Origin of the sequence: Paenibacillus sp. NPDC057886 (genome assembly GCF_042796655.1) — a bacterium.
Taxonomy (GTDB): Bacteria; Bacillota; Bacilli; order Paenibacillales; family Paenibacillaceae; genus Paenibacillus.
Genome location: NZ_JBHVMZ010000014.1, coordinates 22591 through 35683, shown reverse-complemented (window position 1 = coordinate 35683; position 13093 = coordinate 22591). Strand labels below are relative to the sequence as shown.

Sequence of the window (13093 nt, the reverse complement as noted above, 5' to 3'; positions counted from 1 at the left end):
TCTGTGTGCGGACAGGAAATGTAATAGATTGGACACATCGGTTGCATAGCATAGTAGAGATGCACCTTAAACTGGTGTGCTAAACACAGAGAGAATATAGTTCAAATTTTACATGGTGACCTGACCCGTTGGTTTGTTCTTTTTTGGTTTGCCTTTGGCACGGCTGGCGTCCGCATCACTTTGTCCGAATCGGCGCTCCATATAGTGAACCAGGAAACTAAGCGGCAAGGTCAACACCAGGTAGAACAGCGCAACAATGGTGTAGACGCTGAGCGGTAGGAACGTATCCGAGTTGATCAGGTCGGCAAAATACATCAGATCCATGCCAGCCACAACCGCGAGGATGGATGAATTTTTGACCAGATTGATAAACTGGTTGCCAATGGACGGCAATACAATCTTGATCGCTTGTGGCAAAATGATCAGGTTCATGGCCTGTACGTAAGACAGACCGGAAGATCTCGCGGCCTCTAACTGACCACGAGGGACCGTCTGAATACCCGCCCGGATTGCCTCGGCAATGAAAGCAGCCGTATAGATGGTCAGACCGAGTGTACCCGAGATGAATCCATCCAGTGAAATGCCGAGTGCCGGCAATCCGAGATAAAAGAAAAACACGACGAGCAGCAACGGGATGTTACGGATAAACTCTACAAAGGCCGTACCGATCCAGTTGAGAGGTTTGATGGGGGATATCCGAAAGATGGCCATGATTGCCCCAAGAATAAAGCTGCCAATCAAGGCCATGATGCTCACCTGGATGGTATTGAGGAACCCTTCCAGGAATCGATCCGAGTGTTTAATCAGTACGCTGAAGTCCAATTTGCCCATGTAGGCGAAGCCTCCGTTCTCCAGAGGTAGAAGCGGCGATTGTGTCCTATCCATGCATAGCACAACACAGGCGAAGTCGCCGCTTAACCATCATTAATCGGGGTTACTCGGGCTTGCTGCCCAACCATTTCTCGTGCAACGTATCATATTCACCGCTGTCCTTCATGCTTTTGAGCAGGCTGTTTACTTCTTCAACGAAGGCGGTGTCGCCTTTGCGAATCGCCATGCCGTAAGGTTCGCTCGTGAAATTGCCACCAACCAGCTTGTAGTTGTTATCCGTCTGCTGCATGCCGATCAGGATGATGTTATCGGTCGTCAATGCCTCGCCTTTACCCGCTTTGAGGGCTGTGAAGGCATCTTGATAGTTATCGAATTCGAGCACCTCGGCATCCGGAGCTTTTTCGCGAATATTTTGGGCTGAAGTGGAGCCCTTAACAGCCAGCACCTTCACACCGCTGAGACTATCCAGACCTGTAATGGCGCTGTCGTTTTTCACAAGCAGGGACTGCCCGGCTTCAAAATAGACATCGCTGAAATCCACTTGTTCCTTGCGTTCATCCGTAATCGTCATCGTAGCGATGATGATATCAATGTCGCCGTTTTGCAGCATCGGAATGCGCGTTTTGGACGTTACTTCCTTCAGTTCTACCTTCGTTTCGTCTCCAAGAATCTGTTTGGCAAGTGCTTTGGCGATATCAATATCAAATCCTTCGACTTCGCCGCTTGCGGGGTCTTTCAAACCGAACAATTTGGTATCGTATTTCACGCCGGCAATGAGCTTGCCGCGCTCTTTAATCTGTTCAATCGTGCCTTTGGCTTCGGTATTCCCACCAGAACCACCACTGCTGCTACTTTCCTCTCCGGTACTACAACCGGACAAGACAAGGGATAGAATCAAAACAAGCATAAACGACGGCCACTTTAATACATTTTTCATTTGGTAAAGACCCCTTTCAAAATGGATTATTCTCAGTGGTGAATCAGACGACTCAGGAATTGCTTGGCCCGTTCTTCTCTCGGGTTCTCGAAAAATTCAGCGGCGGAGGCTTCTTCCACAATTCGGCCTTCATCCATGAAGATGACTCGGTCTGCGACCTCGCGGGCAAATCCCATCTCATGTGTAACGACGACCATCGTCATCCCGTTATGGGCCAGAGACCGCATGACATCCAGAACTTCCCCGATCATTTCGGGGTCCAGCGCAGAGGTGGGTTCGTCAAAAAGCATGATTTTGGGCTCCATGGCAAGACCTCTTGCAATGGCTACGCGCTGCTGTTGTCCACCGGACAATTGGGAAGGATAACTGTCTGCCTTGTCGGCAATGCCTACCCGGGTCAGATACTTCATTGCCGTAGAGGCTGCCTGTGCTTTGGGCTGTTTACGCACCTTCATGGGTGCAAGGGTAATGTTATCGATGACTTTTTTGTGAGGATAGAGATTGAAGTGTTGAAATACCATGCCGATGTCACGGCGGAAGAGGTTGATGTCCACTTTTTTCTGATGTAAAGGGACACCACTGACGACAAGTTCACCTTCGGTAATCGTCTCCAGACGATTGATGCAGCGGAGCAATGTACTTTTGCCTGAGCCGGAAGGGCCGATAATGACAACGACTTCTCCTTCTTCAATGTGAAGATGAATATCTTTGAGGACATGAAAATGGCCAAAATGTTTCTGGACACCCCTAAATTCAATCAAGAGACCCCATCCTTTCTGCAACGTTTGTTTGTAAAAGGAATATTAAGGAATAAATTGAAACTAGTTATTTAATCATACATACTCATCCTGCTAAAGGCAATTGGTTTGTGATAAAACATGACATAAGTAATGGGTTTTATAGGGCTATAGCCAGTAATTATGTTATATATTTGTCATATTATTAGCCTCTTTGTGACGAATCCTGACAGAAAAATGAATCCATTCTCCTAGTTGTTTTACAACGATTGGAATAGATGTATATAGTATACTGGAAGGGATGTTTACTTTATGACTCTGATCATGAAAACAAATAACATCAAATTCTGAATCGTACATGGCAAAAAAGCTCAACCTTATGCCCTATGGCATTGATATGATGGAGCGAGAATACGCTTGCCTGTAAGTGATGCAATAATATAGACAGTCCGATCCAATTATAGCTAGAGAGAGGATGTTATGAACAATGAATACATATTACTCCCCACTTGGTACTGGAGAAGGTACTGAATCTGATATAAAGGCTTATGAAGTGAGTTTACCTGTCATCCCTGCACGGGATTTTCAGATTACGGATTATGGTGCGGTAGGGGATGGCTTGACGGATAATACCGAGATGTTTCGATTGGCTATCGCAGCTTGTGCAGAAGCGGGCGGTGGTCGAATTGTCATTCCGGCGGGTATTTGGCTAACAGGTCCGATTGTTCTCCGCAGTCGGATTGAGCTTCATGTCGAGGCGGGTGCCCTGGTTACGTTCAGTCGCAATTTCGATCAATATCCCCTGATTGCGTCCAGCTTCGAAGGTTGGCAGGCAGTGCGGTGTCAGTCGCCCATTGATGGTGAACAGCTGCAGGATATTGCGATCACGGGTGAGGGGATTTGGGATGGCAGTGGAGAGGCATGGCGTCCGGTGAAACGATCCAAGATGACCGAAGCGCAGTGGAATCGACTGGTTTCTTCGGGCGGAGTGGTGGAGCATGCTGGCGGAGACGAAGCCATTTGGTGGCCTTCGACTTCTGCCCTTGAAGGCGGTGCGATTGCAAATCGTCTGCATCTGGAGCAAGTGCGTGATGTGGCTGCTTATGAGGAAGTCAGAGACTTTTTGCGTCCCAACATGGTCAGCCTGCGCCAATGTAAACGGGTGCTCTTGGACGGCCCGACGTTCCAGAATTCGCCTGCGTGGAATCTGCATCCTTGGGCATCCGAGCATGTCACGATTCGTAACGTGAGTGTGCGGAATCCATGGTTTTCCCAGAATGGTGACGGGCTGGACATCGAATCCTGCCGTCATGTTGTTGTGGAGCAGAGTGTATTCGATGTTGGTGATGATGCGATCTGCCTGAAATCCGGCAAGGATGCAGAAGGCCGTGAGCTCGGTCTGCCCTCGGAATATATTACGATTCGGAATTGTACCGTGTATCACGGTCATGGCGGTTTTGTCATTGGCAGTGAAATGTCCGGTGGTGTGCGGCATGTCCGGGTCTCGGACTGTACGTTTGTTGGAACGGATATTGGGCTTCGCTTCAAAAGCGCACGTGGGCGCGGCGGGGTCGTTGAAAATATTCAGGTGGAGCGCATTTATATGAAAGATATCATGATGGAAGCCATCTCGTTTTCCTTTTTCTATGCCAATCAGGAGGGTTCAGCTCGCGGTAGCGACTTGACTCAGGAGGTCAGTGAGGAGACTCCCGTGTTCCGGAATATTCGGATATCGGATGTGGTCTGTGCAGGCGCAGATACCGCGTTATTGGTAAGTGGACTGCCGGAGATGCCTCTGGACGGTCTGGTCATTCAGGGATATAGGGTGACGGCTCATAACGGGGTGCAATGCGCTCATGCGAAGCACCTGCAAATCGCCGAAATGAACGCACATATTACCGAAGGATCGTTGATTCATTTGCATCAGTGTAAGGGTGCGGAGCTGGAAGCGATTGAGGGTGTGGGCGCGGACGGTCGGCTTCTGATGGTGACAGGACATGAATCGGCAGGGATCGTATGCCGGGAAAGTGATGCAGATACAGAGGGACGCCAAATCTCCGTTGGTCCTGAAGTGAGAAGTGGTGTAATTATCCGCAGGTAAAAAGGGTTCGGCTTCGCATATCACCGCGTGCATCTCCTGGCGCGCGGTGTCCTGATAGGTTGTCGCATGACAGACGTCCGGCTTCGCCAGTCGCTTTGAAGATCTATCGATGTTCTTTGCGATAGCGAAGCGGCGTAGTCCCGGTCACCTGTTTAAACGTTTTATTAAAATGGGCTGTATGCTCAAATCCTACCTTCTCCGCAATCATTTGCACCCGTTCCTGAGTGGACAGTAAACGTCTCTGTGCCTCCCGAACCCGGGTAACACGCAAATATTCGCTGAAGCGAAATCCGGTAAAACGGCTAAACATCCTGCTCAAATAAGATGGACTGATATAAAATCGCGCTGCGGCCTCTTCCAGTGTAAGGGGCTCGGTATAATGATTGTTCACGTAAGTGACGATCTCACTGATCTTATCCTGCATTGGATGCTGAGGGACCGGAGAGGCTTGGCGAGTATTCTCTTCAACCCGGTGAATCTGAATCAGGATCTGGGCAAGCAGGCTTCGTACCACAATGTCATAATGAGGTCGGCGCTCCCTGCATTCTTGCAGCATCTGCCACAGCATTCGTTCAATCTCGGGCTGTTCCGCATCAGGGAAGTGCAGCAGCCTTGAACGATCGAAGGGAAGCAGACCACATATTCCAAGCTCCATTCCGGTAGCAAAAGACGGTGAAAATCCGATCAGAATTCGTTCAAAGCCGGGAATGCTTCCTTTGGACGTCGTATGTACATCATGAGGATTGATCAGGATCAAATCACCTTTGCGGGCGGTAAGAAGCTGACCATTCATGGAGTAGACTCGTTCTCCTTCAAGCAGATAATACAGTTCGTAAAAAGGGTGAGCGTGAGGCTGTGGCATGGCGTTCCCGTCGTGTCTGCTCATGTGTTCAATGGTAAATGAACTCTCGCCAATTCGATATTTGGGTCCAATCCGATCCTCTATAACACTCATAACGCGTCTCCCCTCTGTGCCAGCTGATTTACGGTTAATATCCATATCATAACGGAAAATCCAGTTTGTTGTAAACGCTATCATATGGAGGGAGGTTCGATCAGACGAAAGGAATAGAATGTGAGTGGTATGATTTTCGGCAGGCTTATATAGGCTGTAAAGGTGACAAAAGTCTATTCATGTTTTACAGTAGGGGGAGTGAGGCTAAACTCTGGATAGGGGGTCTCCAATTCGATTTGGAAGGAAGGAAATAGAATATGACGACACATGAATTATCGCCACTCGTTGCTGCATTGAATATGCAGCCACACGTTGAAGGCGGTTGGTATAAGGAAGAATGGAAGGCATCGTATCAGATTCCACAATCCGTACTGCCGGATACATACTCAGGCCCTCGATTCTCGGCAAGTTCAACGTACTTCCTGCTGCACTCGCATGAAATCTCGGCATGGCATACCGTTTTGTCTGATGAGCTCTGGTTGTGGCATAGCGGCAGTCCGGTTGAATTGAAATTGGGCGGTAACGGGGAAAATCCGGAAGATGAAGAAGTACTTGTGCTGGGCATGGATATTGCTGCCGGGCAATCGCCTCAGGTACTTGTTCCGGCTGGAGTATGGCAAACTGCACGTCCACTGGGTGATGAGCCTGTGCTAGTAACGTGCGTTGTAGCGCCAGGTTTCCATTTTGATGATTTCAAACTGGTTTCCAAGGGCTAATATAACCATAAATAAATAAGTAAAATCCCGATCCAGATGTATGTGCATCCGGATCGGGATTTTTTGATATTTTCTAGCTTGATGGTATGTTGAGGTTAAAAGTTAAAGTTGTCCGGATCGGAACCAAAGCGTTTATTCTCGTTCAATTGACTAATGCGATCGATTTCTTCCGTAGTTAACTCAAAATCAAACAGGTCCGCATTATCGCGTATGCGCTGTGGCGTAACGGATTTAGGGATGGTTACAATGCCATTTTGCAGATCCCAACGCAGAATGACCTGTGCCGGTGATTTGCTGTACTTGGCAGCGATGTCCTGAAGAAGCGGATGCTCCAGCAGATGTCCCTGACCCAGTGGAGACCAGGCTTCAATCTGGATCTGATGTTTGCTGCAATACTCCCGAAGCTCCGTTTGAATCAACAGCGGGTGCAGTTCCACCTGATTCACAGCAGGTTTAATGGTGGCATCGGTCATCAGGTCCTCCAGATGGTGGATCTGGAAGTTGCTCACCCCAATGGCACGGATGCGTCCTTCCTTATGCAGCTTCTCCAGCGCTCTCCAGGTATCCTTGTACTTGCCTTTGACAGGCCAGTGAATCAGATAGAGATCGAGATATTCCAGTTCGAGTCGTTCCATACTTGCTTCAAAAGCGGCCAGTGTGGATTCGTAACCTTGGTCCGAGTTCCACACTTTGGTGGTAATGAACAGATCCTCGCGGGCGATTCCGGATTCACGAATACCCTGAGCTACACCCGTTTCGTTGTTATACGCTTTTGCTGTATCAATACTGCGATAACCTGTCTGAATGGCCGTTTTAACGGCTTCAACCACTTCTTGTCCATCTTTAACCTTAAATACACCAAAACCCAGCCAAGGCATTTTGACTCCGTTATAAAGTGTCGTTGTGTCCTGCACGTGTTTCATGGTCCGAAATTCCTCCTCTGATTCATTCATTATTCCAATATGTAATTACCCTGCTGACCGCCGGCCAATCGTATATGGATGACCGTCTATACTGATTATACTAAAACCTTTTTGGTAATGGAAAAGAATACGACCATTTCGATAGGAAAAACCCCTCTTTTATCCTTTTTCGCCAGCCAGAGGTTTGGTTTTGACGCGTACGGGTGATAAGATGAAGTATACGAAATATGGAAACAGAAGCTTTCCTATGGAAGGGATCACATGAAGAACAGAGGAGCACGGGAAAGTTGGGTGTCATTGAACCCGTGTGATTAACGATAAAGGAGTAAGAATACAATGGCTAAACCTAAACAAACCAAAAAAGCAGCAGCCTGGTCTCTCGTAGTTATGGGAGCGGGATTTGCCGCATCATTGCCATTTCAAGGCGGTGTTGTAGGCAAACTGCTGGTAGGGTCATTTGAAGCGGGATTGGTAGGTGGACTTGCGGACTGGTTCGCCGTAACAGCGTTGTTCCGTCATCCGCTGGGTATTCCAATTCCACATACGGCATTGCTGCCCAAAAATCGGGACAAATTGACCGAAGGCCTTGTTTCCGCGGTGGAAAATAACTTGTTGAACAAGGATAGCATCACCGAGAAAATTGCGGGTTTTAAGGCGGCAGAAATCGTTCTGGATACCATGACACGTGAACTTCACAACGATGGAGTCAAGACCATGATCGATACGCTCTGCAAACGTATCCTTGCTGGCCTGCCGTTGGAGCAGATTGCCCCACTGGTTGCTGGCGAGATCAAATCACAGGCAGGAGCCTTCGACCTGGGTCCGATTCTGGAACGGACTTCGATCCAGATGAGTGAGCGTGGATATGATGCCAAAGCACTGGACTATGGTCTGAAGCAGGCAGAGGAATGGCTGGTGAAGCCAGAGACGATCATGTTTTTGGGTGAAAGCGGCTTAAAGGCGATCAGTGGCATCCAGATGAACGGGTTAATGCAATTTGCGATGAATGCGTTCATGGGTTATCTGAACGAGGAACGTCTGGGCAGCATTTTGCAAGGATATCTGTTTGACCGGGTAGAGGACATGAAGCGGGAGGGCAGCGTTCTTCGTTACAAAGTGCTCGATCTGTTACGAACCCAGGCTATCCGGCTGGCGATGAGTGAAAGTGTGCAGGATGGAGTCAACGGCTGGAAAAACAACATGCTGGATGGATGGAACGCAGAGGAAACTGTGCTGAACAAACTCATTGAATTGAGGGATAAGGCGCTCACTGCGATGGAAGATGGTCAGTATGTGGAGACGTTTGCTTTGCCTGCGATTGAGCGGGTATTGTCTGATTTGCGGTCAGACGATGCATTATTGGCAGGATTGAATGCGAAGATTGTGGAAGGCGTAACGACGCTGCTGGAGAAAAACCATTCCAAAATCGGCAACCTCGTGCGCGAAAATGTAGACAAAATGGACAATGCCTCATTGATCTCGTTGATTGAGGACAAAGTAGGACAGGACCTGCAATGGATTCGTATTAACGGGGCCGTTACCGGCTTTGTGATTGGGATTGCGCTGACCGCACTGCGGATGGTGTTGGAATAACAAGAAGATACTTATTTTAATGTTTAGAAGCTGTCTGAGTGTATAGATAGCTTCTTTTTTAATTCAAATTTTAAATGTTAAATATAGTAATATGATGAAAAAAATAGTTTACAATTCGCGATCGATGTGTTAGGTTGAAAATGTAAAAACAGTAATATAAATTACATAAAAGGGATGATATGGTGAATGATGCTGTTGTTCTGAAAAATAGCCATATGAAATTTTTTAAATCGCCTCGCAATTTTAATGTTGAAGCTGGTGATTATTTTAAGAATTTTGTTGTGAACGAAAGTGGATTGAAAATGTATGACTTAATTAAACGCGAACATTTACTTGCGATCTTTCTTAGCATTGATTGTCCAACATGCGAAGACTCGTTACATATCATCGATTCCTACAGTTTGAAGAAACCAGATGTTAATATTGCCGTGTTTATCAACGCGGATGATGTGACCACTCAGCTATTAAATGATTACTATAAAGGCAGAATTTTTATTTCCTCAGTTGGTAAGGAAAGGATGAAGGATGAGTTACAAGTGTTCTCTTTTCCCAGAGGTTTTATGCTTAATAAATATGGTCAGGTATTGAGAAGTGAAGTTTGCGGGGCGGACTTTGCTATGGATATGTTATTGATGCCGTTAAGAAAACTATCAATTTAACGATCAGGATGAAGGGAGAATTTGGCAGCATGAAATTAAATTTAAAGGATATTTTTAATAGTGCTAAGGAAGTAGAGGAAGTCAGCCCAAATTCAATCAAAGAGGGATTCCAAAAAATATATACGGATATCCCTGTTTTGAATACAGAGACTGTCTACTGCATCGTTTCATTGAGTTGCGCTCATTGTATCGAGTTGATTCCTGAGTTGACGAAATTATCCCATTTTGAAAATTTCGTATTGATCACGGATGGAGACGAAATTGATAATCAGGCCATAATTCAAGAACTCAATTTAAAATCTCCCGTTATTTCATATACTAAACCACTCAGTCAATTGGGGATTATCCATACCCCTACCTGTGTAAGGGTCGATAATCAGGGAACATATGTTGCAAGTGAGTTTACCAAAGATATAGAGCAGGTTATTGAATTCCTGCAACATTCAGGATCATGATCATTCCTTCCATTATTCTGAATGTTATTATAGGCTCGCTGTTCCTGCTCTCTTTTAGTTCCAAAATCTTCGATATTAGTGATTTAAGAAATGATGTGGCAGTTCTAAGGATCATCCCAAAAAGCTTAACGGATCTAAGTATCTATGCGCTTTTGTTTGTTGAGTTGGGGATTTCAATAAGTTATCTTTTTAACTTATGGCTACCATTTCGAACAGGCATCACCGTGATGTTGCTGATCTTTTTTATTGTAGTCACATGGCTCAAAAGAAGGCAAACGGGGGCTGTGAGCTGTACATGTTTTGGTACAAACCGTTTGTTGAACAAAAATCCGGTAATCAGAAATATAGCTATTATCTTTTTCTGTGTGTTGGATTTTTCAATGCATGTGGACACTGGGGTGTATAGAGGTCTTAACAATTTTTCATATGCCCTGATTTTGGTAACGCTGATACAGTTGTATGAAAGTAGAAAAACCTATAAAAAGATGAGGGCGATCAATGAATATGTTAACTATTGAATCCTTGATACTTGTGGTTTGCTTAATATGTGTGTTTGCAATATATATGTATACCAAGATTCAGATTGCCAAAAATGCATTAAGTATTCTTGGAAAAATGATTGGGAGCAAGGGTACTGGAATCGTTGTTGTTGTTACCCATAAATCACATGACTTCAAGGAAATTGATGCAATCTTATCAGAGCATAAAATGGTCGATGTTAAAATCATTTTGTTATCTACACATTGGATTTATCAAATTAAACAAAAGAAATGGAAAAATGAAATCATATATTTTATCGATTCAAATGTGGTAAGTCTTGAAGAAGTAGACTATGCAATACGATTATCCTCATCCAAACATGTGAAATACACAGGGGGTCTGGAAGGGCTTAAGAATGCTACAAAAGAGGTGCAATATGGATGATATAAAGGTGAGTTTGCTAGTAGCTAATGAAATATCGTTTAACAACGAAATAAAACGCCATTCGATCAATGATGTTCTTAATTTAGTGGAAGTTCCCTATATACCTTGTGCTGTTAAAACTCATGTTTTGGTTAAGATATTATTTCCGAAACAAGATTTTCAAGAAGAGGGGTACATGGATATCGTTGCGCCAGACGGATTAATGGAATTAAATACGCCTATTATGAAAATCATGAACTTTAGGCCTTATCCTGCAAATCCAGGTATGGATGCCAGTCTCCCAATTAACTTTGCAGTTGTGGAAGAAGGTACATACAAATACAGGTTTTACGTTAGACATCAACTTGTGGCGGAGTACCCCCTTCAAGTTTTGTTGAAGAAATGATGGGAAAGAATTTCTTAAGTTCCGTTTCCTCATATTTCAAAATATTTCATAAAGCTACTGTACTTCAGAAATTCAGAGTGGTTTTGTACATGCTTCTAACAATAATAGAGATTCTGTTATCTCCTTTGCAGATTTATGCAATCCAACAGACTACGGATACGATTAATATTGTTTTTGAAACAAAGACTCATATGATGGGTGCGCTTTTGTTTATCGGTTTGAATGTATTGATTTTTTTGGTTTTATATATTGTAAATGAGAAGAAAGCGCTGCTAGTTAAAAGGTTAAACCAATTCGCTGACTATCATTTGGAGGATATGAAAGCAAAAAAGCTGATCGAAATTCCAATTATATACTTTGAGGAGACGGAAAATCACAATGTGCTTGAACGAATTAACGGAGTCGGCTCCAAAACGATAAGCATATTTGTCTCCTCCATAGAAGTCATCAAGCACACTGCCATTTTTGCAACGTACGCCTTTATGCTAATCAAGGTACACTGGTCACTGGGGTTCATCCTTATCGCTCTTTTAGTTCCCTCTTTATATATATATCTGGGGATGTCCAAAAAATTCTATCTTCAGGCCTATGCACAGTCGTTTAAGGTTCGTAGAGCTAACTATTTTATCAATCTATTTCGGAATCGAAGTGTACAAAAAGAAATAAAAATATTTAAACATGGCCACAATCTTTTGAGTTTATGGAAATCTCTCTATTGGGAGACATCTGACGAACAATATAGTCTGGATTGCAAAGATGCCAAGCGTAAAAGGCAATCTGCGATCTACAATCATGTCATCAATACGGTCTATATTATTGGACTTATTCTTTTTGGCACTCACAGTAATATGACGATCGGCGAATATGTTGCCTATTCTTCGTTGCTGGTTCTCAGTATTAATTCGATGAACACAGTTGTTAATAATACCGGGATCGTTTACGGATACGCTTTTGTTATCCGAGATTTTATCAAGTTTTTGGATCGCAGGACTTCTGATCTTATAGAGGAATCGGATGATATCACCTTCAGAGATGAAATACAACTTAACAATGTTTACTTCACCTATCCCAATGGTGAAAATGCAACACTGAAAGATATCTCATTTACTATTGCTGCAGGAGAAACCGTTGCCATTGTTGGCGAGAATGGTTCGGGTAAGAGCACTCTGGCAAAATGTATTACGGGCCTATATGAAATTCAAGAGGGGAGTATTCATTTTGATGGTAAAGAGTTGAATAAATCAAACATTAATTCATTATTAGCTAGAACAAGTGTTTTGTTCCAGGATTATGCTCAATATGAACTAACATTATTAGAAAATGTAGCATTTGAAAAAGTGAACAACGATCAAGAAACGCAGCGCCTGTTCGTAGATGTGCTTTTCGAGGATTTCAGAAATATAGCCAATCGTCTTCCGGATGGTGCAAATACTTCTCTAGGGAGAGTGTATGAGAATGGGGCGGAATTGTCAGGAGGGGAATGGCAGCGAGTTGCGCTATCCAGAGCTTTCTTCAAAAAAGCGGACTTGATTGTGTTGGACGAACCCACCTCAGCTATTGATCCTTTATCTGAAGACCAGATCTTTAACCGTTTTTTTGAATACAGCGAGAATAAGACAGCTTTGATTGTTACTCACCGTTTAGCTAACTGTGTACGTGTCGACAAAATTATTGTGATGGATAAAGGCAGAATTGTTGAAATGGGAACACATGCTAGTTTGATGAAAGAGAACGGGCTCTATGCTTCCATGTTTTCTGTGCAAAGCAAGCCTTTTAATAAGAAGGAAGAAAACCTGGTTGCTGCGCTTTAAGCAGATGAGAATATTATGAAAGGAGGTGAACTATATGTGTGGATCTCAAAATGATTGTACCAGTAA

General features: G+C 44.4%; 14 protein-coding genes. 9 read left to right on the top strand and 5 right to left on the bottom strand.

Annotated elements, in window-relative coordinates:
* Window positions 1-108 precede the first annotated feature (108 nt).
* The 3 genes from ACFVQB_RS31725 to ACFVQB_RS31715 form a co-directional block, all read right to left on the bottom strand.
* A complete protein-coding gene (locus ACFVQB_RS31725) occupies window positions 109-831 on the bottom strand; it encodes an amino acid ABC transporter permease (protein WP_379448871.1) in 723 nt (240 codons plus the stop codon).
* Between the two features lie 103 nt (window positions 832-934).
* Window positions 935-1768, bottom strand: a complete 834-nt coding sequence (locus tag ACFVQB_RS31720; RefSeq protein ID WP_379448869.1) for an ABC transporter substrate-binding protein — start codon at window positions 1766-1768, stop codon at window positions 935-937.
* Between the two features lie 32 nt (window positions 1769-1800).
* Window positions 1801-2529: an amino acid ABC transporter ATP-binding protein gene (locus ACFVQB_RS31715; protein WP_379448864.1), complete on the bottom strand. Its 729-nt coding sequence runs from the start codon at window positions 2527-2529 to the stop codon at window positions 1801-1803.
* A 463-nt stretch (window positions 2530-2992) separates the two neighbouring features.
* Between ACFVQB_RS31715 and ACFVQB_RS31710 the strand changes: the two genes are divergently transcribed.
* Complete coding sequence (locus ACFVQB_RS31710) at window positions 2993-4606, top strand: glycoside hydrolase family 28 protein (protein ID WP_379448863.1); 1614 nt, start codon at window positions 2993-2995, stop codon at window positions 4604-4606.
* Between the two features lie 103 nt (window positions 4607-4709).
* On the opposite strand, the gene ACFVQB_RS31705 is transcribed toward ACFVQB_RS31710, so the two are convergent.
* Entirely contained in the window at window positions 4710-5561 is an 852-nt protein-coding gene (locus tag ACFVQB_RS31705) for a helix-turn-helix transcriptional regulator (RefSeq protein WP_379448861.1), read from the bottom strand.
* A 257-nt stretch (window positions 5562-5818) separates the two neighbouring features.
* On the opposite strand from ACFVQB_RS31705, the gene ACFVQB_RS31700 reads away from it, so the two are divergent.
* Window positions 5819-6277 carry a cupin domain-containing protein gene (locus ACFVQB_RS31700; RefSeq protein ID WP_379448859.1) on the top strand — a complete coding sequence of 153 codons (459 nt, stop codon included), beginning with the start codon at window positions 5819-5821 and terminating at the stop codon, window positions 6275-6277.
* A gap of 95 nt (window positions 6278-6372) precedes the next feature.
* Here the strand turns inward: ACFVQB_RS31700 and ACFVQB_RS31695 are convergent, their stop codons facing one another.
* Complete coding sequence (locus ACFVQB_RS31695; RefSeq protein WP_379448856.1) at window positions 6373-7200, bottom strand: aldo/keto reductase; 828 nt, start codon at window positions 7198-7200, stop codon at window positions 6373-6375.
* A 336-nt stretch (window positions 7201-7536) separates the two neighbouring features.
* On the opposite strand from ACFVQB_RS31695, the gene ACFVQB_RS31690 reads away from it, so the two are divergent.
* From ACFVQB_RS31690 to ACFVQB_RS31660, 7 genes are all read left to right on the top strand, one after another.
* Complete coding sequence (locus tag ACFVQB_RS31690; protein WP_379448854.1) at window positions 7537-8793, top strand: DUF445 domain-containing protein; 1257 nt, start codon at window positions 7537-7539, stop codon at window positions 8791-8793.
* Window positions 8794-8972: 179 nt separating this feature from the next.
* The gene (locus ACFVQB_RS31685; protein ID WP_379448851.1) at window positions 8973-9452 is read left to right on the top strand and encodes a hypothetical protein; all 480 of its coding nucleotides are present in this window, start codon (window positions 8973-8975) and stop codon (window positions 9450-9452) included.
* A gap of 29 nt (window positions 9453-9481) precedes the next feature.
* Window positions 9482-9907 (top strand): TlpA family protein disulfide reductase, encoded by a 426-nt coding sequence (locus ACFVQB_RS31680; protein ID WP_379448848.1) that lies wholly within the window; start codon window positions 9482-9484, stop codon window positions 9905-9907.
* On the top strand, window positions 9904-10425 hold the full coding sequence (locus tag ACFVQB_RS31675) for a MauE/DoxX family redox-associated membrane protein (RefSeq protein WP_379448845.1): 522 nt from the start codon (window positions 9904-9906) through the stop codon (window positions 10423-10425). The genes ACFVQB_RS31680 and ACFVQB_RS31675 overlap by 4 nt, the downstream gene beginning before the upstream one ends.
* On the top strand, window positions 10406-10831 hold the full coding sequence (locus ACFVQB_RS31670) for a hypothetical protein (protein WP_379448843.1): 426 nt from the start codon (window positions 10406-10408) through the stop codon (window positions 10829-10831). Before ACFVQB_RS31675 ends, ACFVQB_RS31670 begins: the two co-directional genes overlap by 20 nt.
* Window positions 10824-11216, top strand: coding sequence for a hypothetical protein (locus ACFVQB_RS31665; protein WP_379448840.1), 393 nt, complete (start codon window positions 10824-10826; stop codon window positions 11214-11216). The genes ACFVQB_RS31670 and ACFVQB_RS31665 overlap by 8 nt, the downstream gene beginning before the upstream one ends.
* An 89-nt stretch (window positions 11217-11305) precedes the next feature.
* Window positions 11306-13027, top strand: a complete 1722-nt coding sequence (locus tag ACFVQB_RS31660) for an ABC transporter ATP-binding protein (protein WP_379448837.1) — start codon at window positions 11306-11308, stop codon at window positions 13025-13027.
* Window positions 13028-13093: the final 66 nt, after the last annotated feature.